Annotated in this window: 16 protein-coding genes and 4 tRNA genes; 10 read left to right on the top strand and 10 right to left on the bottom strand. The window is 63.2% G+C overall.

The window, feature by feature from the left end:
- Positions 1-50: 50 nt before the first annotated feature.
- Positions 51-4,076, bottom strand: a complete 4,026-nt coding sequence (locus WM94_RS07145; RefSeq protein ID WP_061550807.1) for a bifunctional nitrate reductase/sulfite reductase flavoprotein subunit alpha — start codon at positions 4,074-4,076, stop codon at positions 51-53.
- Positions 4,077-4,393: 317 nt separating this feature from the next.
- Here WM94_RS07145 and map point away from each other — a divergent pair, with 317 nt between their 5' ends.
- Positions 4,394-5,191, top strand: a complete 798-nt coding sequence (gene map, locus WM94_RS07140) for a type I methionyl aminopeptidase (RefSeq protein ID WP_371264018.1) — start codon at positions 4,394-4,396, stop codon at positions 5,189-5,191.
- A gap of 208 nt (positions 5,192-5,399) precedes the next feature.
- Here map and WM94_RS07135 read toward each other — a convergent pair.
- The 4 genes from WM94_RS07135 to WM94_RS07120 form a co-directional block, all read right to left on the bottom strand.
- Positions 5,400-5,476 (bottom strand) — tRNA-Asp (locus WM94_RS07135).
- A gap of 13 nt (positions 5,477-5,489) precedes the next feature.
- Positions 5,490-5,565 (bottom strand) — tRNA-Val (locus tag WM94_RS07130).
- 170 nt (positions 5,566-5,735) lie between these two features.
- Positions 5,736-5,812 (bottom strand) — tRNA-Asp (locus tag WM94_RS07125).
- 13 nt (positions 5,813-5,825) lie between these two features.
- Positions 5,826-5,901, bottom strand: a tRNA-Val gene (locus WM94_RS07120).
- A 217-nt stretch (positions 5,902-6,118) separates the two neighbouring features.
- Here WM94_RS07120 and rdgC point away from each other — a divergent pair.
- From rdgC to sugE, 3 genes are all read left to right on the top strand, one after another.
- On the top strand, positions 6,119-7,039 hold the full coding sequence (gene rdgC, locus WM94_RS07115) for a recombination-associated protein RdgC (RefSeq protein ID WP_013971401.1): 921 nt from the start codon (positions 6,119-6,121) through the stop codon (positions 7,037-7,039).
- A gap of 200 nt (positions 7,040-7,239) precedes the next feature.
- The gene (locus WM94_RS07110) at positions 7,240-8,205 is read left to right on the top strand and encodes a bile acid:sodium symporter family protein (RefSeq protein ID WP_061550806.1); all 966 of its coding nucleotides are present in this window, start codon (positions 7,240-7,242) and stop codon (positions 8,203-8,205) included.
- A gap of 230 nt (positions 8,206-8,435) precedes the next feature.
- Positions 8,436-8,753: a quaternary ammonium compound efflux SMR transporter SugE gene (gene sugE, locus WM94_RS07105; RefSeq protein WP_009686221.1), complete on the top strand. Its 318-nt coding sequence runs from the start codon at positions 8,436-8,438 to the stop codon at positions 8,751-8,753.
- Between the two features lie 9 nt (positions 8,754-8,762).
- Here the strand turns inward: sugE and WM94_RS07100 are convergent, their stop codons facing one another.
- Entirely contained in the window at positions 8,763-10,640 is a 1,878-nt protein-coding gene (locus tag WM94_RS07100) for an MFS transporter (RefSeq protein WP_015269262.1), read from the bottom strand.
- Positions 10,641-10,900: 260 nt separating this feature from the next.
- On the opposite strand from WM94_RS07100, the gene WM94_RS07095 reads away from it, so the two are divergent.
- Entirely contained in the window at positions 10,901-12,079 is a 1,179-nt protein-coding gene (locus WM94_RS07095) for an MFS transporter (RefSeq protein WP_061550805.1), read from the top strand.
- Between the two features lie 231 nt (positions 12,080-12,310).
- Positions 12,311-15,787: a hybrid sensor histidine kinase/response regulator gene (locus tag WM94_RS07090; protein ID WP_039614586.1), complete on the top strand. Its 3,477-nt coding sequence runs from the start codon at positions 12,311-12,313 to the stop codon at positions 15,785-15,787.
- Here the strand turns inward: WM94_RS07090 and rmuC are convergent.
- On the bottom strand, positions 15,759-17,132 hold the full coding sequence (gene rmuC, locus WM94_RS07085; protein ID WP_176483534.1) for a DNA recombination protein RmuC: 1,374 nt from the start codon (positions 17,130-17,132) through the stop codon (positions 15,759-15,761). The genes WM94_RS07090 and rmuC overlap by 29 nt on opposite strands.
- Positions 17,133-17,424: 292 nt before the next feature.
- On the bottom strand, positions 17,425-17,844 hold the full coding sequence (locus tag WM94_RS07080; RefSeq protein ID WP_024086418.1) for a tetratricopeptide repeat protein: 420 nt from the start codon (positions 17,842-17,844) through the stop codon (positions 17,425-17,427).
- 951 nt (positions 17,845-18,795) lie between these two features.
- On the opposite strand from WM94_RS07080, the gene WM94_RS07075 reads away from it, so the two are divergent.
- The 3 genes from WM94_RS07075 (at position 18,796) to WM94_RS07065 (ending at position 21,180) form a co-directional block, all read left to right on the top strand.
- Positions 18,796-19,020: a hypothetical protein gene (locus WM94_RS07075; protein ID WP_003257337.1), complete on the top strand. Its 225-nt coding sequence runs from the start codon at positions 18,796-18,798 to the stop codon at positions 19,018-19,020.
- Positions 19,021-19,269: 249 nt separating this feature from the next.
- Positions 19,270-19,752, top strand: a complete 483-nt coding sequence (locus WM94_RS07070) for a hypothetical protein (RefSeq protein ID WP_003257336.1) — start codon at positions 19,270-19,272, stop codon at positions 19,750-19,752.
- Between the two features lie 147 nt (positions 19,753-19,899).
- Positions 19,900-21,180: an OmpP1/FadL family transporter gene (locus WM94_RS07065; protein ID WP_039614588.1), complete on the top strand. Its 1,281-nt coding sequence runs from the start codon at positions 19,900-19,902 to the stop codon at positions 21,178-21,180.
- Positions 21,181-21,221: 41 nt separating this feature from the next.
- Here WM94_RS07065 and WM94_RS07060 read toward each other — a convergent pair whose 3' ends face one another.
- Entirely contained in the window at positions 21,222-22,151 is a 930-nt protein-coding gene (locus WM94_RS07060; protein ID WP_061550803.1) for a LysR family transcriptional regulator, read from the bottom strand.
- 113 nt (positions 22,152-22,264) lie between these two features.
- On the opposite strand from WM94_RS07060, the gene WM94_RS07055 reads away from it, so the two are divergent.
- A complete protein-coding gene (locus WM94_RS07055) occupies positions 22,265-22,525 on the top strand; it encodes a DUF2798 domain-containing protein (protein ID WP_061550802.1) in 261 nt (86 codons plus the stop codon).
- On the opposite strand, the gene WM94_RS30405 is transcribed toward WM94_RS07055, so the two are convergent.
- Positions 22,432-22,749, bottom strand: a complete 318-nt coding sequence (locus WM94_RS30405) for a hypothetical protein (protein ID WP_177342365.1) — start codon at positions 22,747-22,749, stop codon at positions 22,432-22,434. The genes WM94_RS07055 and WM94_RS30405 overlap by 94 nt on opposite strands.
- Positions 22,750-22,852 lie beyond the last annotated feature (103 nt).

Genomic DNA, 22,852 nt, shown 5'->3' with positions numbered 1-22,852 from the left:
AAGCGATCAAACTGCACAACCGGGGTGCACCACACCCCATCCCGGTGCACTCAGTACACGTCGCGCCGATAGCGCTTGGCTTTGCTCAAATCCTCGACATAAGCCGCAGCCGCCGCGGCATCCATGCCGCCATGCTCGGCGACGATGACCCGCAACGCCGCATCCACATCCTTGGCCATGCGCTGCGCATCGCCACACACATAGAAGTACGCGCCCGCCTCCAGCCACTGCCACAACTGCGCGCCGTGCTCGAGCATGCGCTGCTGCACGTAGACCTTCTCGGCCTGGTCGCGCGAGAACGCTGTGTCCAGGCGCAAGTGCCCTGCAGCCTGCCAGGCCTGTAGCTGCTCCTGGTAATAGAAATCGGTTGCCGCGTACTGCTCGCCAAAGAACAGCCAGTTAGCCCCTTTCGCCCCACGTGCCTCTCGTTCTTCGAGAAAGGCCCTGAACGGCGCAATGCCGGTGCCGGGACCGACCATGATCACCGGCACGCTGTCGTCCTCGGGCAGGCGAAAGTGCTTCGACACCTGCGGGAAGATGGCAACCTTCAGCGCCTGCGCACGGTCGGCAAGGAAGCTTGAACACACCCCTTTGCGCGCGCCATAGCGCACCGTGGACACGGTCAGGTGCACCTGCTGCGGGTGCGCCAGCGGGCTGGAGCTGATCGAGTACAGGCGCGGCTGCAACGGTTTGAGCAGCTCCAGCCAGCTGGCCAGCGGCAGTTGCTGGGGGAAGGCGCGCAGCACATCGACCAGTTGCCGCCCCCACAACCAGTCCTGCAGCTCGGCCTTGCACTCGGGCTGCAGCAGGCGCTGCAGGTCCGGAGCATTGCCGGCGAAGGCCTGCAGCTGCTGCGTGGTGACCTTGGCGATTTCCAGGTGCGCTTGCAGGGCTTCGGTCAGCGGCATGGCGGGCTGGCCTTTCAGCTCGACCATGGTCTGGCCATCGAGCTGTATTAGCGCCAGCAGTTCGTCGACCAGGGCGGGACAGTTGCGCGGCCACACGCCCAGGGCATCACCGGCGGCATAGGTGAAGCCGCTGCCGCTGAGGTCGAACACCAGTTGACGGGTTTCCTTGGTAGCACCCGGGCCGTTCAGCAGGCGGTTTTCCAGCAAGGTGGCAGCCCAGGGTTGCTGCTTGCCATAGGCCGCCACGGGCGCAGGCTCGGTGACCGGTTGCGGTGCAGCAGCGCTGCTTAGCGTGGGCAGCAGCGCATCCAGCCAGGCGGCGAAGGCGTCGTCGAAGTCCGGCTCGCAGTCCACCCGCTGCAGCAGGCGCCGCCCGCCCAGCTCGGCCAGGCGTTGGTCGAGTTTGCGGCCAAAGCCGCAGAACTGGTCGTAACTGGAGTCGCCCAGGGCCAGCACGGCAAAAGGCAGTTCGGCGCAGTGGGCGCCCTCCTCGCCCTGCAAGGCTTGCCAGAATGCCGCTGCGCTGTCGGGCGCGTCACCATCGCCAAAGGTGCTGGCGATCAGCACCACGCTGGCGGCGCCCTGCAGCTGGCGCGGGCTGACCGCTTCCATGCAGCTGAGCTGCACGTCGAGGCCGGCACCCCGCAGGCGCTCGGCACAGCGTTCGGCCAACAGCTCGCCGTTGCCGGTTTGCGAAGCCCACAGCACCTGGTGCCGTGGTGCCATCAACGCCGCATCGGGCAGCACCGCCGGCTGGGCGAACAGCCCGGCCAGCAAGCCATCGACGAACAACCGGCGGTTGGCGGCCAGCGGCGCACTGGCCGGCAGACAGGGCACGCCCTCGGCGCGGGCCTGGTCCAGGCCCAGCAGAAAGCCTTGCAGGTAATGGCGCTCTTCCTCGGCCAGCACCGGAGCTGGCAGGGTGTCCAGGCCAAGCAGACGGGACAGGGTGGCGGTCGGCATGCGGGCAGGCTCCGGATTGGCAGTGTTCAGATCAAGGGCTTCGATGCGCTCACCGGCAACCCGCTCCAGGGTCACGGCACAATGCTTGAACGCCGGCTGCAGCGACAGCGGGTCGACCGCATCGCAGGTCACGGCGTTGATCGCCAGTTGCTCGCCGATCAGGTCATTCCAGTGAAACGGGGCAAAGCAGTTGCCAGGCATGACCCGGTCGCTGATTCGCGCGGGTAGCACGGTCTGCCCGCGGCGCGAGCGAATGGCCACTTGGTCCTTTTCGGCAATGCCCAGCCGGGCAGCATCGTCGCGGTGGATTTCCACGAAGGGGCCGGGCTCCAGCTTGTTCAGCGCCGGGACCTTGCCGGTCTTGGTCAGGGTGTGCCACTGGTGCTGCACGCGGCCGGTATTCAGCACCATGGGGTAATCGGCATCCGGCAGCTCCGCCGCCGGCAACCAGGGCCGGGCGAAGAAGCGGGCCTTGCCGCTGGCGGTCGGGAAGGCCAACACCGGGCGCTCGCCCTGTGCATCGCGCAACAGCGTCTGGCTGCTGCCGTCGTTGTGGTAGCGCAGCGGGCTTCGCGGGTTGTTGTTGCCTGGGGCGCAGGGCCACTGGTGTGGCTGCTCGCGCAGTTCGGCATAGCCGATGCCCCGCAGGTCGTAGCCGGTGACCGGGTTGTGGAAGCGGCGGATTTCCTCGTACACAGCTTCCGCATCGGGGTAGTCGAAGGCGTCGGCATAGCCCATGGCGCAGGCGACTTGAGCGATGATCTGCCAGTCCGGCAGGCTCTGCCCGGGCGGATCGACGGCACGTGGCATGAGGGTGAGGTTGCGCTCGCTGTTGATCATCACGCCCTCGCCTTCGGCCCACAGCGCAGCTGGTAGCAGGATGTCGGCGTAGCGGTTGGTCTCGGTGTCGAGGAAGGCATCCTGGGTAATCACCAGTTCAGCCTGGCGCAGGCCGTCGATCACCTGCTGGCGGTTGGCGACACTGGCCACCGGGTTACTGCAGATGACCCAGCAGGCTTTTACCACGCCGCTTTTCATCTGCTCGAACAGCGCCACCGTGCCCTCGCCGCCTTCGCTGCGCAGGCTGCCCGGGGCCAGTTGCCACTGCTGCTCGACGAAGGCACGGTCTTGCGCTACCAGCGCCGAGCGCTGGCCTGGCAGGCCGGGGCCCATGTAGCCCATCTCGCGGCCGCCCATGGCATTGGGTTGGCCGGTCAACGAGAACGGCCCGCTGCCGGGGCGGCAGATGGCGCCCGTGGCCAGGTGCAGGTTGCAGATCGCATTGGTGTGCCAGGTGCCGTGGATGCTCTGGTTCAGGCCCATGGTCCAGCAGCTCATCCAGTTGCTGGCGCTGCCGATCCATTCGGCGGCCCTGATGATGTCGGCCTCGGCCAGCCCGGTGATGGCGGCCACGCGGTCAGGGGTGTAGTCATCGAGAAAGGCCGGCAGTTCATCCCAGCCTTCGGTGTGGCGGGCGATGAAGCCGGGGTCGGTGTGGCCGTTACGCAGCAGCAGGTGCAGCAGGCCGTTGAGCAAGGCCATGTCGCTGCCGGGGCGCACCTGCAGGAACAGGTCGGCCTTGTCGGCGGTGGCACTGCGCCGCGGGTCGACGACGATCAGCTTGGCCCCCGCCTTGACCCGGTCGAGCAGGCGCAGGAACAGGATCGGGTGACAGTCGGCCATGTTGGCGCCGATCACCAGGAATACGTCGGCGTGCTCGAAGTCCTGGTAGCTGCCGGGCGGCCCATCGGCACCGAGCGACAGCTTGTAGCCGCTGCCGGCGCTGGCCATGCACAGGCGCGAGTTGGACTCGATGTGGCGGGTGCGGATAAAGCCCTTGGCCAGCTTGTTGGCCAGGTACTGGGCCTCCAGCGACATCTGCCCGGACACGTACAGTGCCACGGCGTCGGGGCCGTGCTGGTCGATGATGCCGCGCAAGCGCCCGGCGGCTGCGGCGATGGCCTGGTCGATGCCGGTACGCGCTGGCTGCTGGCTGCGCTGCTGGCGCACATAGGCATCCTCCATGCGCCCGGCAGCAGTCAGCGGCAGGTGTGCGGTGAGACCTTTGGTGCACAGGCGGCCAAAGTTGCTGGGGTGCTGCTTGTCGCCGCTGATCTTGCCGACCTTGCCATCGGCGACGCTCATGACGATGCCGCAACCGACGCCGCAGTAGGGGCAGACGCTGCGTACTTCGCTGTTGGCCATGGGCGGGCTCCTGTAGGGAACGCAAAAAGGCGCCGGCTGCCCCTGCTTGCTGGGCAAGCGGGACAACACGGCGCCTTTGTCGTGAAGTTTTGTGGGCTGTCGACGTTGATAGCCCTGGATGGAGGTGAAACAGCAATTTATGGGCCAGCTGTGCCGCCCCTTTCGCGGGCATGCCCGCTCCCACAGGGATATCGCAAGGCCTGAGGGCGGTGCTGCACCTGTGGGAGCGGGCGTGCCCGCGAAGAGGCCGGTACAGGCCGTGCACCATGCGATGGCACCCCCACACCCCATGGCGCTATGCTGGGGCACATTCCAGCATGAGCCACTGCCCTCCCCCCATGTCCCAGGTGATTATCAAGACCCCCGCCCAACTCGACCTGATGCGCCGCGCCGGCCAGCTGCTTGCCCAGGTGTTCGCCGACCTCGACAGCTTCATCCGCCCCGGCGTGACCACCATGCAGATCAACGACCGCGCCGAGGCGTTCATCGTCGGCACGCTCAAGGCCCGCCCGGCGAGCAAGGGCCAGTATGGTTTCCCCTATTCGCTCAACACCTCAGTGGACCATGTGGTGTGCCATGGCATGCCCAAGGTCGATGAAGTGCTGAAGGAAGGCTCGATCATCAACGTCGACATCACTCTGGAACAAGGCGGCTATATCGCCGACTCGTCGAAGATGTACAGCATCGGGCCGATCAGCGATGAGGCGCAGCGCCTGGTCGACACCACCTATGACGCGCTATGGAAAGGCATCGAACAGGTACGCCCCGGGGCTACGCTGGGTGATATTGGCCATGCCATCCAGACCCATGCCGAAGCGGCGGGCTACAGCGTCGTACGTGAGTATTGCGGGCATGGCATTGGCCAACAGATGCATGAAGGGCCCGAGGTGCTGCACATTGGCCAGCGCGGGATGGGCCTTAAGTTGAAGCCGGGGATGGTGTTTACCATCGAACCGATGATCAACCAGGGCGGACGCGGGACCCGCACGCTGAAGGACGGCTGGACAGTGATTACCCGCGACCACAGCTTGTCGGCGCAGTGGGAGCATACCGTGGCGGTGACCGAGGATGGGGTCGAGGTGCTGACCTTACGGGAAGAAGAGCGTCGCCGCTGAAATTGCTACAGATCCTCTGTGGGAGCGGGTTCACCCGCGAACACCGGCAAAGCCGGTGCGATGCACCGTGTCGCATTCTTCGCGGTTAAACCCGCTCCCACAAGGGCCAGGCAGCGCCTGATGGTTTTTTTGCAGAAACAAAAAAAGCGACCCTAAGGTCGCTTTCTCTGTTACTTCCGGGTGTTCAGTAGGCCCTGGAAGTGAAATATGGCGCAGCGGACGGGACTCGAACCCGCGACCCCCGGCGTGACAGGCCGGTATTCTAACCGACTGAACTACCGCTGCGCTAAACATCGAGTGGTGGGTGATGACGGGATCGAACCGCCGACCCTCTGCTTGTAAGGCAGATGCTCTCCCGGCTGAGCTAATCACCCATGTCTCTCGGTGTGGCGCGCATTCTACGGGCGACTTGGCGCTCTGGCAAGCACTTATCAAACTTTTTGCAAAATTCGCGAAAACACCAAATCGCAGGCACAAAAAAAGCGACCCTGAGGTCGCTTTCTCTGTTACTTCCGGGTGTTCAGTAGGCCCTGGAAGTGAAATATGGCGCAGCGGACGGGACTCGAACCCGCGACCCCCGGCGTGACAGGCCGGTATTCTAACCGACTGAACTACCGCTGCGCTAAACATCGAGTGGTGGGTGATGACGGGATCGAACCGCCGACCCTCTGCTTGTAAGGCAGATGCTCTCCCGGCTGAGCTAATCACCCTTCGTCTCGGTGTGGCGCGCATTCTACGGACGACCCCGTACCCTGGCAAGCACTTTTTTAACTTTTTTCAAAAAAAACCTCAGGCCTTTCAAAGACCTAGCGCTGCCACGTGCATCTTTACATTCAGCTACAGCTACTGGCACTCCGACAGGGTTGGCCTGAGAGCACCGCTCGGAGAATAATGCCCGCCTTATGCATTAAGGAGAGATTGCCCCTCATGTGGTTCAAGAACCTGCTGACCTACCGTCTGACCCAGGAAGTCCCGTTCGAGCCTGAAGCGCTAGAAGCGGCCCTGGCCAGCAAGCCGGCCCGCCCCTGCGCCAGCCAGGAGCTGACCACCTACGGTTTCGTCGCGCCATTCGGCAAGGGCGAAGACGCTCCCCTGGTGCATGTCAGCGGCGAGTACCTGCTGATTGCCGCGCGCAAGGAGGAACGCATCCTGCCCAGCAGCGTGGTCAACGACGCGGTGAAGGAAAAGGTCGAAGAGATCGAGACCGAGCAGATGCGCAAGGTCTATAAAAAGGAACGCGACCAGATCAAGGACGAGATCATCCAGGCCTTCCTGCCGCGCGCGTTCATTCGCCGCTCGATGATCTTCGCCGCCATCGCCCCGCGCCTGGGCGTGATTCTGGTCAACTCGGCCAGCGCCAAGCGTGCCGAAGACCTGCTGTCGACTTTGCGTGAAGTGATGGGCTCGCTGCCTGTGCGTCCGGCCACCGTGAAAATCGCACCGGTTGCCACCATGACCGAGTGGGTCAAGTCGCAGGAAGCAGCTGAAGGCTTCTATGTGCTGGACGAGTGCGAACTGCGCGACACCGCCGAAGACGGCGGCATCGTGCGCTGCAAGCGCCAGGACCTGACCGGCGAGGAAATCCAGCTGCACCTGAGCACTGGCAAGGTGGTTACCCAGCTGGCCCTGGCCTGGCAGGACAAGCTGTCGTTCATTCTGGATGACAAGATGGTGATCAAGCGCCTGAAGTTCGAAGAGCTGCTGCAGGAGCAGGCCGAACAGGATGGTGGCGATGAGGCTGCGCAACAGTTCGATGCCAGCTTCCAGCTGATGATGATGACCTTTGCCGAATTCCTGCCGGTGCTGTTCGAGGCGCTGGGTGGGGAAGAGATTCCGCAAGGGGTCTGACTGGTTTTGAAATGCCGGTGCTGGCCTTGAAGTGATTTTTGGCAGTGCCGGCCCTTTCGCGGCGGTTCGACGCCTCGATGAACCCGCTCCCACAGGAACCGCACAGGCTTCGAGTCTTGTGCAGTACCTGTGGGAGCGGGTTCACCCGCGAAAGGGCCAGTGAAATCAAAAACGCTATAAACAGAAAAGGAATTGCCCCCATGCGTGCCCTCGCCACCCTCAGCCGCTTCGTCGGCAATACCTTCGCCCTGTGGGTGCTGGTGTTCGCCGTACTGGCCTTCCTGCAACCGCAATGGTTCATCGCTCTGAAGGTGGCCATCGTGCCGCTGCTGGGCCTGGTGATGTTCGGCATGGGCCTCACCCTCAAGCTCGATGACTTCGCCGCCCTCGCCCGCCAGCCCTGGCGGGTGATGCTGGGTGTGGTCGCGCACTTCGTGATCATGCCGGGCATGGCCTGGCTGCTGTGCCAGCTGTTCCACCTGCCGCCGGAAATCGCCGTGGGCGTGATCCTGGTTGGCTGCTGCCCGAGCGGCACGGCGTCGAACGTGATGGTCTGGCTGTCACGCGGCGACCTGGCGCTGGCGGTGGCCATCGCTGCGGTCACCACCCTGCTCGCCCCGCTGCTGACTCCGGCGCTGATCTGGTTCCTGGCCTCGGCCTGGCTGCCGGTGTCCTTCATGGACATGTTCTGGTCGATCCTGCAGCTGGTGATGCTGCCGATCGTGCTCGGCGTACTGACCCAGCGGCTGCTTGGCGCGCGGGTGCAGGCGGCGGTGCAGGTACTGCCGCTGGTGTCGGTGGTGAGTATCGTGATGATCGTGTGCGCGGTGGTGGCGGCCAGCCAGACGAAGATCGCCGAGTCAGGGCTGCTGATCATGGCGGTGGTGATATTGCACAACAGCTTCGGCTACTTGCTGGGGTACCTGACCGGCAGGCTGTGCAAGCTACCGCTGGCACAGCGCAAGTCGCTGGCGCTGGAGGTGGGCATGCAGAACTCCGGGCTGGGCGCGGCACTGGCGGCGGCACATTTTTCGCCGCTGGCTGCGGTGCCGAGTGCGTTGTTCAGCGTTTGGCACAATATTTCCGGGGCGCTGCTGTCTACCTGGTTCCGGCGCATGGGGGAACCTGTGGCAGAAGCCGAAGGTGGGGAGCCGGCCAGGCATTGATGTTGCCTGAACTGGCCCCTTCGCGGGTAAACCCGCTCCCACAGGTACTGCACAGGTCTGAAAATTGTGGAGATCCCTGTAGGAGCGGGTTTACCCGCGAAGAGGCCCGCGCAGGCTTGCCCAGAGGGCTGCATATGTGCACCATGGCACCCACTGTGAGGACGACCTCACGACGCACCGCGTGACCATTCCGGGGACGGCCCCATCATTCACAACGATGGAGACGCACCATGTCCTGGATCATCCTGTTCTTCGCCGGCCTGTTCGAGGTCGGCTGGGCCGTCGGCCTGAAATACACCGACGGCTTCAGCAAGCCACTGCCCACCGTCCTCACCGTCGCCGCCATGGCCATCAGCCTGGGCCTGCTGGGCCTGGCCATGAAAGAGCTGCCGCTGGGTACCGCCTATGCCATCTGGACCGGCGTCGGCGCCGTCGGCACGGTGATCGCCGGTATCATCCTGTTCGGCGAGTCCATGGCCCTGGTACGCCTGGTCAGCGTGGCGCTGATCATTACCGGCCTGGTCGGCCTGAAAGTCAGCGCCAGCTGACGCCCTCCCCTAGCGCAGGTTGCCGCGCAGGCGGCTGACCTGCTCACGCAAGGCTTCTGGCTGCGCCGCCTCCACCGGGATGGCGGCGCCTGCCACGATGGTCACCCGCGACCACAGGCGCTTGAAAAAGCCCTTGGCCGGGTCACGGCTGAAGAAGCTGCCCCACAGCCCCTGCAAGGCCAACGGAATGACCGGCACCGGGGTTTCTTCGAGGATGCGGTTGACGCCGCCCTTGAACACGTCGATTTCGCCATCCCCGGTCAGCTTGCCTTCAGGGAAGATGCATACCAGCTCGCCATCGGCCAGGTACTCGGCAATGCGCGCGAAAGCACGTTCGTAGATGGCCAGGTCTTCGTTGCGCCCGGCAATCGGGATGGCGCCTGCGGTGCGGAACACGAAGTTGAGTACCGGCAGGTTGTAGATCTTGTAGTACATGACGAAGCGGATCGGCCGGCGAATCGCCCCGCCCAGCAGCAGCGCATCGACGAACGACACGTGGTTGCAAACCAGCAGCGCCGCGCCTTCGTCGGGGATGCGTTCGAGGTCGCGGTGCTGCACGCGGTACATCGAATGGCTGAGCAGCCAGATCAGGAAGCGCATGGTGAACTCGGGCACGATCCTGAAGATATAGGCGTTGACCGCGATGTTGAGCAGCGACACCACCAGGAACAGCTGCGGGATGGTCAGCTCGGCCAGGCCCAGGAGGATGATGGTGAGCACTGCCGACACCACCATGAACAGGGCATTGAGGATGTTGTTGGCCGCGATCACCCGGGCGCGCTGGTCTTCGGCGGTGCGGGCCTGGATCAGTGCATACAGCGGTACGATGTAGAAGCCGCCGAACACCCCAAGGCCGACGATCGACAGCAGGATCCACCAGGCCTGGCCCATGCCCAACAGCGCCAGCCAGTCGTGCGGTGCCGCCGCAGCCGGCACATCGCCGGAGTGCCACCACCAAAGCAGGCCGAACAGGCTCAGCCCGAACGAGCCGAACGGCACCAGGCCGATTTCCACCTTGCGCCCGCTGAGCCGCTCGCACAGCAGCGAACCCAAGGCAATCCCCACCGAGAACAGGGTCAGCACCAGGGTCACCACCGTGCCGTCACCGTGCAGCCAGTCCTTGGCGTAGGCCGGGATCTGCGTGAGGTAGATGGCACCGACGAACCAGAACCACGAGTTGCCGACGATCGAGCGCGACACCGCCGGCGGCTGCCCCAGGCCCATGCGCAGGATCGCCCACGACTGCCTGAAGATGTTCCAGTCCAGCGGCATTTGCGGTGAAGCGGCAGCGGCCCGCGGGATCCAGCGGCTGGCCAGGTAGCCGAGCACGGCGGTGCCGACCACGCCACCAGCCACCACGGTGGCATAGCTGTCGGCCGACATCATCACCCCGGCGCCGATGGTGCCGGCGAGGATGGCCAGGAAGGTACCGGTTTCCACCAGCCCGTTGCCGCCGACCAGCTCTTCCTCGCGCAGGGCCTGCGGCAGGATCGAGTACTTCACCGGGCCGAACAGCGCCGAGTGGGTTCCCATGCCGAACAGCGCCACCAGCATCAGCGCCAGGTGGTTGGTGATGAAACCGAGCGCGCCTACCGCCATGATCGCGATCTCGGCCAGCTTGATGGCCCGGATCAGCGCATCCTTGGCGAACTTCTCGCCAAACTGCCCGCCCAGCGCAGAGAACAGGAAGAACGGCAGGATGAACAGCAGGGCGCACAGGTTGACCCAGATCGAACGGTCGCCATCGCCCAGGCTGAGCTTGAACAGGATCGCCAGGATCAGCGACTGCTTGAACAGGTTGTCGTTGAAGGCACCCAGCGACTGGGTGATGAAAAACGGCAGGAAACGCCGCTTGCCGAGCAAGGTGAATTGCGAGGAGTGACTCATCGTCCTTGGTCCTGAGGGCTTTTCAATTGGAGGCGCGCAGGGCGCGACAAGCCACAAATCTGCATGGGAAATGCACTGACTGGCAAGCGCTCAAGGATTTTGGAGGGCTGTACCGGCCCTTTCGCGGGCACGCCCGCTCCCACAGGGATATCACATGCCTTGAGGGTATGTGAGAACGGGTGTGCCCGCGAAAGGCCTGCGCAGCAGGCCTCTGTTGGCATATGCTGGCCCCCGGCAAAACAGAACAACAAGGATGTGTAATGCTCGCCGCCATAAAACGCTACCCGCACAGTGTGCGCCTGCTGCTCGGCACCACCTTCACCCTCACCGTCGCCCGTGCCCTTACCCTGCCCTACCTGGTGGTGTACCTGGCTGACAACTTCCAGCTGCCGATCAGCCAGATCGGCCTGCTGATCGGTGGTGCGCTGATCATCGCCTCGCTGCTGAGCCTGTATGGCGGCCACCTTGTGGATACCTTGCGCAACCACACCCTGGTCAGCGCCAGCACCCTGCTGTTTGCCCTGGCTTTCGTCGGCGCGGTCGCCAGTAACTCGGCGCTGCTGTTCTTTATCTGCCTGGTACTGATCAACCTGGCCCTGGCAGTGGTCGACATCGCTGCCAAGGCGGGCTTCTGCGCATTGCTGCCGGTGGAGACACGGGCCGAAGTGTTCGCCATCAAGTACACCCTCAGCAACGTCGGCTACGCCGCCGGCCCGCTGCTGGGCGTGGCCATGCTGGAGCTGAACGACCATATGCCGTTCATTGCCTCCGCCCTGCTCGGCCTGGGTATGTGCCTGACCTACTGGCGCTTGGGGGACCGCGGCCTGCAGGCCAGTGTGCCGGACAAACCCGGGGTCGGCTTTGGCCAGGTGGCGCTGGGTCTGGCCCGTGACCGACGGCTGGTATGCTTCACCCTGGGCGGGGTGCTGAGCGCGGTAGTATTCGGCCAGTTCACTGCCTACCTGTCGCAGTACTTGGTGATAACCAGCAGCCCGGCCGAGGCGGCGCGCCTGATCGGTTACCTGGTGACCACCAACGCGGTGACGGTGATTGCCCTGCAGTACCTGATCGGCCGCCGCATCAGCCGCCAGCGCCTGATGCCCTGGCTGCTGGCCGGCATGGGCCTGTTCATCGCCGGGCTGCTGGGCTTTGCCCTGGCCGGTTCGGCGCTGGCGTGGTGCCTGGCGATGCTGGTGTTCACCCTGGGCGAGATCATCGTGATCCCGGCCGAGTACATGTTCATCGACCTGATCGCACCGGAGCACTTGCGTGGGGTGTATTACGGTGCGCAGAACCTGTCCAACCTCGGTGCGGCGCTGGGGCCGGTGATGGTGGGGTTTGCCCTGGTACATCTGTGGCCGGGGGCGATCTTCTACCTGCTGGTGTTGTCGGTGATACTGGCGGGGGTGTTTTATTGGCTGGGTACCCGCAAAGGATGATGTCCGCTCTGCTGGCCTCTTCGCGGGTGAACCCGCTCCCACAGGGACAGCGCCGCTTTCGAAGCCTGTGCAGTACCTGTGGGAGCGGGTTCACCCGCGAAAGGGCCGGCACAGGTTAAAGAGAACCCTGCGACCACCTGCCACTGCGACCATCGTCTGCGCTGACGAAGCGGCACCTGCGTGCCAGACTGATTGATCGGGACCGCGTTATCTTTTTGCTTCGGAGTCTTCATGTCGTTGTCCAGCGGGCTGATCGCCGTGGTCGCCCTGGCCTATATGGCCATCATGTTCGCCATCGCCTTCTACGGCGACCGCCGCAGCACCCCGTTGCCGCCGAAGCTGCGTGCCTGGGTGTACAGCCTGTCGCTGGCCGTTTACTGCACCAGCTGGACCTTCTTCGGCGCGGTCGGCCAGGCCGCCGAACAGCTCTGGGCATTCCTGCCGATCTACCTGGGCCCGGTGCTGCTGCTGATCTTCGCGCCCTGGGTGCTGCAGAAGATGGTGCTGATCAGCAAGCAACAGAACATCACCTCGATTGCCGACTTCATCGCCGCGCGCTATGGCAAGTCGCAGTCCCTGGCGGTGGTCGTGGCGCTCATCTGCCTGGTAGGCGTGCTGCCGTACATCGCCTTGCAACTCAAGGGCATCGTGCTGGGCGTGAACCTGCTGATCGGCGCCAACGCCGACGCCACCGGCACCCGCGTACAGGACACCGCACTGGTTGTATCCCTGGTACTGGCACTGTTCGCCATCGTCTTCGGTACCCGCAGCCTGGACGTGACCGAACACCACCGTGGCATGGTCCTGGCGATTGCCTTCGAATCACTGATCAAGCTGCTGGCCTTCCTCGCCGTGGGCATCTTCGTCGTCTTCAACCTGTATGACGGCTTCGACGACCTGTTCAGCCAGGCGCGCCAGTCGATCCACCTTCAGGACTATTGGCAGGAGACCATCAATTGGCCGTCGATGGTGGTGCAGACCGCCGTGGCGATGATGGCGATCATCTGCCTGCCACGGCAATTCCACGTCACCGTGGTGGAGAACATCGAACCCCAGGACATGCGCCTGGCGCGCTGGGTATTCCCTATGTACCTGGCACTCGCCGCATTGTTCGTGGTGCCGATCGCCCTGGCCGGGCAGATGCTGCTGCCGGGCACGGTGATCTCCGATTCGTTCGTCATCAGCCTTCCTCTGGCCGAGGCACACCCGAGCCTGGCCCTGCTGGCATTCATCGGTGGTGCATCGGCGGCCACGGGCATGGTCATCGTCGAGGCCGTGGCGCTGTCGACCATGGTCTCCAACGACATGCTGCTGCCCTGGCTGCTGCGCCGTACCAACGCCGAGCGGCCGTTCGAGGCATTCCGCCACTGGATGCTCTCGGTACGCCGGGTGACCATCGTGGTGATCCTGCTGCTGGCGTATGTCAGCTACCGCTTGCTGGGTTCCACCGCCAGCCTGGCGACCATCGGCCAGATCGCCTTTGCCGCCGTGACCCAGCTGACCCCGGCCATGCTCGGTGCGCTGTACTGGAAGCAGGCCAACCGCCGCGGCGTATTCGCTGGCCTGGCTGCAGGTATCTTCCTTTGGTTCTACACCCTCGTCCTGCCGATCGCGGCGCACAGCCTGGGATGGTCGCTGCAGCTGTTTCCGGGGTTGGCGTGGCTGCACGGCAATCCGCTAAACCTGCCGATCAGCCCGCTGACCCAAGGCGTGGTGCTGTCGCTGGCGGGTAACTTCACGCTGTTCGCCTGGGTCTCGGTGCTTTCGCGCACGCGGGTTTCCGAGCATTGGCAGGCCGGCCGCTTCATCGGCCAGCAGACTAGCGCCAGGCCCAGCAGCAAGCCGCTGTTGGCGGTGCAGATCGACGACCTGCTGACCCTGGCCTCGCGCTTCGTTGGTGAAGAACGCGCCCGGCAGAGCTTCATCCGCTTCGCCTACCGCCAGGGCAAGGGCTTCAACCCCAACCAGAACGCCGACGGCGACTGGATCGAACATACCGAACGCCTGCTGGCCGGCGTACTCGGCACGTCGTCGACCCGCGCCGTGGTCAAGGCCGCCATCGAAGGCCGCGACATGCAGCTGGAAGACGTGGTGCGCATCGCCGACGAAGCCAGCGAGGTGCTGCAGTTCAACCGCGCCCTGCTGCAAGGGGCAATCGAGAACATCAATCAGGGCATCAGCGTGGTCGACCAGAACCTGCACCTGGTGGCCTGGAACCGCCGTTACCTGGAACTGTTCAACTACCCCGACGGGCTGATCAGCGTGGGCCGGCCGATCGCCGACATCATCCGCTACAACGCCGAGCGTGGCCTGTGCGGACCGGGCGAGGCGCAGGTGCACGTGGCGCGTCGCCTGCACTGGATGCGTCAGGGCCGTGCGCACTCCTCCGAGCGCTTGTTCCCCAATGGCCGGGTGATCGAGCTGATCGGCAACCCGATGCCGGGCGGCGGTTTCGTCATGAGCTTCACCGACATCACCCCGTTCCGTGAGGCCGAGCAGGCCCTGCGCGATGCCAACGAACGCCTGGAGCAACGGGTGGCGGAACGCACCCAGGAGCTGTCGCAACTGAACCAGGCGTTGTCCGAAGCCAAGAGCCGTGCCGAAGCGGTGAGCCAGTCCAAAACCCGTTTCCTGGCTGCGGTCAGCCATGACCTGATGCAGCCGCTGAACGCGGCCCGGCTGTTCTCCGCCGCCTTGTCGCAACAGGCCGAGGGCATGAATGAAGAGGCCCGGCAGCTGGTGCAGCACATGGACAGTTCGCTGCGCTCGGCCGAAGAGCTGATCAGCGACCTGCTGGACATCTCACGCCTTGAAAACGGCAAGATTACCCCGGATGCCAAACCCTTTGCCCTCAACGAGCTGTTCGACACCCTGGGTGCCGAATTCAAGGTGCTGGCCGCCGAGAAGGGCCTGGAATTCCGCCTGCGCGGCAGCCGCCTGCGGGTGGACAGTGACATGAAGCTGCTGCGCCGGGTGCTGCAGAACTTCCTGACCAACGCCCTGCGCTACGGCAAGAGCCCGATCCTGCTGGGCGCACGGCGCCAGGGTGAACAGTTGTGGCTTGAAGTGTGGGACCGCGGCCCCGGCATTGCCGACGACAAGCTGCAGGTGATCTTCCAGGAGTTCAAGCGCCTGGACAGCCACCAGACCCGCGCCGAGAAGGGCCTGGGCCTGGGCCTGGCGATCGCCGACGGCCTGTGCCGGGTGCTGGGGCACAAGCTGGAAGTGCGCTCGTGGCCGGGCAAGGGCACGGTGTTCCGCGTCAGCGTACCGATTGCCCACCAGGCCGCACCGGCGCCCGCCGCCCCGGTGGAACAGGGCGGCCAGCCACTGGCCGGGCTGCAGGTACTGTGCGTGGATAACGAAGACAGCATCCTGATCGGCATGAACAGCCTGCTCAGCCGCTGGGGTTGCCAGGTGTGGACCGCGCGCAACCGCGCCGAATGCGAAGCTCTGCTGGCCAAGGGCATGCGCCCGCACCTGGCGCTGGTGGACTACCACCTGGACGACGGCGAAACTGGTACCGGGCTGATGGGCTGGCTACGCGCGCGCCTTGGCGAGCCGGTGCCGGGCGTGGTGATCAGCGCTGACGGCAGCAAGGAAACCATCGCCATGGTGCATGCCTCTGGCCTGGACTACCTGGCCAAGCCGGTCAAGCCGGCGGCCCTGCGTGCCATGCTCAATCGCCATCTGAGCCTGGTTCAGTAAGCGCTTCGTCCGGCAACGCCTCATCGGACAGCGCCCGCTCCAGCAGGTCGGCCGGCAGGCTCTTGCTGGCGCGGGCGCCCAGCAGCTTCAGCTGTTCGCTGCGGCTGACCAGGTTGCCGCGCCCTTCGCATAGCTTGTTACGCGCGGCAGCATAGGCCTTGTCCACCTGCTGCAGGCGGCTGCCCAACTCGTCCAGGTCCTGGATGAACAGCACGAACTTGTCGTACAGCCAGCCGGCGCGTTCGGCGATCTCGCGGGCGTTCTGGCCCTGGCGTTCCTGCTTCCACAGGCTGTCGATCACCCGCAAGGTGGCCAGCAAGGTGGTCGGGCTGACGATCACGATCTGCCGGTCGAAGGCTTCCTGGAACAGATTCGGCTCGGCCTGCAGGGCTGCCGAGAAGGCGGCCTCGATCGGCACGAAGAGCAGCACGAAATCCAGGCTGTGCAGGCCTTCGAGGCGGTTGTAGTCCTTGCTCGACAGGCCTTTGACGTGGCTGCGCAGCGACTGCACATGCTGCTTGAGCGCAGCCTCGTCGTTGCCGGCGACGAACTGCTGGTAGGCGGTGAGGCTGACCTTGGCATCCACCACTACCTGCTTGTCGCCGGGCAGCATGATCAGAACGTCAGGCTGGAAGCGCTCGCCATCGGCGCTCTTCAAGCTGACCTGGGTCTGGTATTCGCGGCCCTTTTCCAGGCCGGCATGCTCCAATACCCGTTCGAGGATCAACTCACCCCAGTTGCCCTGGGTTTTCTGGCCCTTCAGCGCCTGGGTCAGGTTGGTGGCTTCGTCGGACAGGCGCAGGTTGAGTTGCTGCAGGCGCTCCAGCTCCTTGCCCAGCGAGAAGCGCTCGCGGGCTTCCTGCTGGTAGCTCTCTTCCACGCGTTTTTCGAAAGCCTGGATGCGCTCCTTGAGCGGGTCGAGCAACTGGCCGAGATGCTGCTGGCTGGTCTGGGCGAAGCGCTGTTCGCGCTCGTCGAAGATCTTGGTAGCCATGTCGGCGAACTGGGCGCGCAGGGTGTCGCGGGCTTCCTGCAGGTCTTCCAGGCGCTGCTGGTGGCTTTCCTGCTGCTCGCGCAGCTCGGCGTCCAGGCGTGCGGTCTGGGCCTCCAGGCGACGCAGTTCGGCTTCGCGGTTGGCACGTTCGAGGTTCCAGGCGTGAGCGGCATCACGGGCATTGTCACGGTCGATCTGCAGCAGTTCCAGCTCACGGCCCTGGGCGGCCAGCTGGGTCTGCTTGACGGTGTTGGCTTCGCTGAGATCGCTGATTTCATCGCGGCAGGCGTCCAGTTGCGCCTGCAGGCCGGCCAGGGCCAGCTGGGCAGCACTGAGGCGCTCTTCGAGCAAAGCCTGCTCGCCTTGCCGCGTGCCCTGGCGACGCTGCACCTGCATGACCCAACCCAGGCAAGGTAATGCACCTGCCACCAAGCCCAGCAGAATGCTGGCCAGATCCACTGTCATGCTTACCCCGAATGATCCTGGATGAATGCATCGCAGCTTATCAGCCTGAGCGGTGTGTTGCCTGTTCCGGCCTCTTCGCGGGTAAACCCGCTCCCACAGGGATTGCACAGTATCCGAGGTATAGCTATTCCTGTGGGAGCGGGTTTACCCGCGAAAAGGCCAGTGCTGGCAACACACCTCAGGCATGGAACCACTGCCGCAAAAGCCGCCGCGCTTCCTGCGACCCCTGCCCCGCCGCCAGCTCCAGCCAGTACCGCGCCTGCTCCGGCTCGTTGTGCTGGCACAGCCGCGCATACTCCAGTTGCGCGCGCCGATCACCGGCGCGGGCCGCCTGGCGCAGCAGTTCATGGCCAATACGCCGGTCACGGGCATTGCCGCAATCACGGCACAACATCTGTCCCAGGCGGCTTTGCGCCACTACCACACCCTGACGCGCCGGCTGTTTCAACAGGCGCCCGGCCAAGTGCTTGACCTGCGGCTTGTCACCCAGGCGCGGGTTGTCGAGCAACCACAAGGCCACTTTGAGGGAGAAACGTTTGGGGGGAGGCGCAGGCGTCGATGCAGCAGGGCTGGCGAGGTGTTTACCGCGAAACTTCATGAGCAACAGGATTGGCAACTCGAAAGGCGCGCCACTCTACCCTTTTTTTTGCGACATGGCCTTCCGATTTCTGCAGGATTGAAAAAATTTTCAATGATCTTTTCTTGACGTTTTCAAGTGGATGACCAACTGGGTTCCTGAAGCATGTCGATTGTCGGACAGTTCACTGTATTGCTGGCACGCCCGTCCTAGAGCAAGCGCCAGGGACAATCCACAGTTCCTGTGGATAACTCGGTGGACAACCCCCTGGCATCCCTCGCAAACCCCTATGAATTGGGGCTTTCGCTCAAACTGACGATTTTTTCACCAGCTAAAAATAGTGTTTTTTTTCATTGACTTAACCGGCCAGTCAAGGCATTGGCGAGGCTGTCATGGCATGCTGCAAGGCAGTTGCAAGCGCTGCTCCGAATGTGAACAAGTGCACCAAAAACCTTCAATTGAATGCACGAAATCGGTACATCAGGCCGGATGCGGGCCTTTTGCAGACCCTTCCCATCAGGGAAAATACGCGCCATACTGCGCGGCTAACCTGTACTTACACGAAGTCCTTGCCAAGCACCTGTATTTTCGTTAAGGTGCGCATCGTTAGTACCAAGCTGAAAGTCAATTCTGGCCTCAAGCGTCCTTGCAGACACACTCCTCCCAAGGGTGGCGCTGCTGAAACCAGGACCGGCCCATTCGATGATTCACTCGCCAGCCCAGCGCTGTTCAAGCACGAATCACGTGACAGATTGATCAGGATCCCACCCCGACGGCCTAGAACCATGGCCCCGGCGTGCTGCCTGCCCTCTGAAGTACCTACCAGTCAGCCCACGCGCCCACCTTTGATTGCGCTCCCTCTGGCTGCCCTGTTCCAGTCAGGTTCGTTCGTCCCTTAATAAAGGCGTCACTGGAACGTTTCTATCATGCACGGATCATAACCCCGTGTTTAAAGCAGGAACCTCCAACAATATGCAAACTCATCATCAGATTCAGGCTGCCATTGGCACCCTCTCCCAGGCCTTCTCGCCGTTGAAGTGCCTTATCGTTGCCCCTCGCAAAGGCAGCTTCAGCTTCACCCTGGTAGACGAACACGGCGTCGCCTGCCACACCGAGCGCCTGTACCCCGAACAGTACAGCCGCAGTGAACCGCTGCAGGCGGTCATCGCCCGAACCCGCCAGTCGCTCACCGCGTGAGCGGCGAATGCTGCGGTATTCAAGCGCTGAATCATGCCATCGCAAGCCTGCCTGAACGTTCGTGGCGTAATTGCCTTAAGGCATATAGCCAAGTACGTCAGGCAGCAATCGATTTAAAAACAGCCCTTTACACCACGATTATCACACTACACTTCAACTCGAGCGGTGCTTGCCGCTTCCGGCGGGCCTGAGCACTCACCAGCTGCCAAGCTCCAGCGCCCGTCCGGCCCTTAACTGCTCGAGGGCATCATGGGTATCGCGGCGAATGAATTGTGTCAGTATGTGATCCGACCCACCTTGGTCTACCTGAACCGTCACTGCGCCAGCGCCGAAGCCTTGTTGCTTGGCATCGCCGCCAGCCAGTCGGCCCTGGGGTCGGCCTTGCACGACCGTCGTGGGCACGGTCTGTACCGTATCGGCGAACACCGTCACCAGGCTATCTGGGACGACTATCTTGCCCGTGACCCCGACCTGGCCAGCCTGGTCCGCGGCCTGGCCAGCCAGCACGCCTTCCTCGGCGGCCCGCACCTGGAACTCACCGTCAACCTGCGTTATTCAACCGCGATTGCCTGGATGCTCATCGAAGAGCAGGCCACGCCACTGCCGGCCGCCGATGACCTTCTCGCGCTTGCGCGAATCTGGCGACAGATTTTCAACCCCCAAGGTCGCCTGCGCGACTTCACACACGCCTGGCATACCTGCATAGATCAGAGATTGCCGCAGGCATCTTAAGACGCGTCCTACAACGTGCCCGGAAAAAAGGGAATTTTGGTCGGATTGTCCTACAAAACCGCTCTATCTCCTGCGATTGAGGCTATAGCGCGGCGCGTGATTTGTTGGTAGCTTTTCGCCCCGGAGATCCCAAGGAGTTTTCTAATAATGAAAAAAGTAATGCTCAAAGCCTCCCTCGGCGTAGCCGTTGCACTTGCTTCCAGCCAACTGCTCGCCGCAGGTTTCGCGCTGAACGAACAAAGCATCAGCGGCATGGGAACCGGTTTTGCGGGACGTTCGTCTTCTGCCGAAGATGCCAGCACGGTGTATGGCAACCCTGCGGGCATGTCTCGCCTCAAGCGCGAACAGGTCACCGTGGGTGGCGCGGCTGTCATTGCCAAAACTGATATTTCGGGTCGTGGTAGCAATTTCGGGGGGGAAACCGATGGCGACATGGTCCCGGTCGTGGGTGTACCCATGGGCTATTACGTCAAACCTATCGATGATCACTGGAGCGTCGGTTTCGGCGTTTACGTGCCATACGGCCTGATCACGGACTACGGCAGCGACGACGCGGCACGCTACTGGGGCAAGAAGAGCAAGGTCGAGGTTGTCACCTTCCAGCCAACCATCAGCTATGCCTTCAACGACAAGGTGTCGATCGGTTTCGGTCCGACCATCAACCGTATCAAGGGTGAACTGGGCTCGAATCTGTCCAGCAAGGCGCTGCTGGGCCCGAACGGGCCGGATGGCGAAATCAAGATCAAGGGCGACGACACCGCGATCGGTTACAACATTGGCGTCCTCGTGCAAGCCACAGACCGTACCCGCCTGGGCCTAACCTATCACTCCATGGTCGACTACAAGCTTGAAGGCGACACGCGAGTGTCGTACCCGATTGCAGCCCTCGGCCTGAACGGCAAATTCGACGCCAGCCTGAAAATAAAGACGCCAGAATCGGTGGACTTCTCGATCACCCATGAACTGGATGACCAGTGGACACTCTATGCGGGTAGTACCTGGACTCGCTGGAGCCGCCTGGAGAGCATCGTTGTCAAGAACGAAGCACCGACGGGCTACCCACTGCAGACCATCACCGAAGAGCAAAACTGGCATGACACCTGGGCACACGCCATTGGTGCTGCCTACAAGGTGAACAAGGAGTGGACCCTGCGTGCAGGCTTCTCCGTCGACCAATCGCCCACCAACAACCATGATCGCTCGCCGCGCATCCCTACCGGCGACCGCAAGGCTGTCAGCTTTGGTGCCGGTTGGAGCCCGAACGACGACATGACCATCGATGTTGCCTACTCGTATCTGTGGGAAGAGGATACCAAGGTGAACAATGTGTCCGGCTCGCCGACACAACAGGCGCTGAAAGGCACCTATCAGGCCAAGTATGAGAACAGTGCTCACGGTATTGGTGCATCCCTTACCTACCGCTTCTGATTCATACGCGTGACATGAAAACCGCCCTCGTGGCGGTTTTTTTACACCTTCACCTGCCAGTCATCGCCCAGGCATTCGCGCAGGTAGTCCATGAACACCTGTACTTTTGCGGTCATGGCAAAGCGGTCGGCCAGGCACAGATAGATATCCATCGGTTCGGTCTGGGCATAGGCCTGGCCGCTATCGCTGTATTCGAACAACGGCACCAGCGCCCCGTTATTTAGATGCGGCCTTACGATGAACTCGGCAAGGCGGGTGATGCCGCCATCGTGCAGCGCCATCTGGGTCAGGGCATCGATGTCGTCGCTGATCAGGACACCGCCGAACTCTGCCTCGAACCGCAGCCCGTCGCGCATGAACCCCCAACGCAGGAAGCGCCCATCCACCGGGTAGCGGAACACCAGGCAGCGGTGGTCACGCAAGGCCTCGGGCGTGGCCGGCACGCCGGCGCTTTGCAGGTAACCGGGCGAGGCACAGCAAACGAACGGGATGCGGGCGATATGCCTGGCCAGCAACTGGTCTTCTAGCTGCGGGGTAATGCGCAGGCTTACATCCACATCCTCCCGCGCGTGGTTGACCCGGCGATCAGTCGTTACCAACTCTATCGAAAGCAGTGGGTAGCGGGCGCTGAACGCAGGTATCAATGGCGCCAGCACGTGGCGACCGAAGGCGGACGTCGAGGCAATGCACAGCCGCCCTTGGGGCTCACTGTCGGGGGTGGTGACGGCCTGTTCGGCCAAGGCCAGGTCGCGCTCGATGTGCCTGACGCGCTCGTAATACTGGGTGCCGGCGGGTGTCAGCGCCATACTGCGGGTGGTGCGGCTGAGCAGGCGAACCTGCAAGTGGCCTTCCAGGCGTGCCAGGTTCTGGCTAACCGCGGCCGGGCTCAGGCCCAGGTTGCGGGCACCGGCGGCGATGCTGCCGGCTTCGACCACCTTGATGAAACTGCGAATGGCGTTGAGCAGGTCCATGCTGAGCCCTTGGATTCGTAAGAATCTCTTTATAAAGAACTCAATGCGGCTGGTCTACAGCTGCTGCCGGGTGCGTTGTAACCTGCGCCTCTACTTACTTTTCAGGAGTTCGCATGAGCAACCTGTCCCAGGCACGCGGCCGACGCAAATTGCCCCCGGGCGCCACGCCCTACGTTTTTGCCTTCTACATGTCGTCGATCATGGCGCTATTGATGTGTTTCGTGATCACGGCAGCGAATGCGGGGGTCAACCCTGAGTACCTTGGCAACGTGCTGAAGGCTTACCAATTGGCGATGCCTGTGGCGTTCGTCTGTGTATTGATGGTCAGGCCGGTGGTTGTGCGATTGGTGGCGATTACTGTGCATGCAAAGTGAAGTAACCCCAAAGCCCAGGCAAGCCCCCCGCTCCTGCTCTTGCTCTTGCTCTTGCTCTTGCTCTTGCTCTTGCTCTTGCTCTTGCTCTTGCTCTTGCTCTTGCTCTTGCTCTTGATCTTGATCTTGATCTTGATCTTGATCTTGATCTTGATCTTGATCTTGATCTTGATCTTCGCGACTTCAGGAGGCCGAGCAGAGGGCTTGCGGAGGGAGGTGACGGGCATGGATGCCCGTCAAGCGCTGAGGCCCCATGGATGGGGCCTGCAGCGCGTACTCCCGGGAGCAAGACCGGCGCGAGGGAACCCCGTAGCGTAGCGGAGGGGCCGG

The sequence above is a fragment of the Pseudomonas sp. ABFPK genome (assembly GCF_001586765.1).
In the GTDB taxonomy this organism is placed as follows: domain Bacteria; phylum Pseudomonadota; class Gammaproteobacteria; order Pseudomonadales; family Pseudomonadaceae; genus Aquipseudomonas; species Aquipseudomonas asiatica.
The sequence above is the reverse complement of the archived record's forward strand: the minus strand, read 5'-3'. Positions and strand labels throughout refer to the sequence as shown.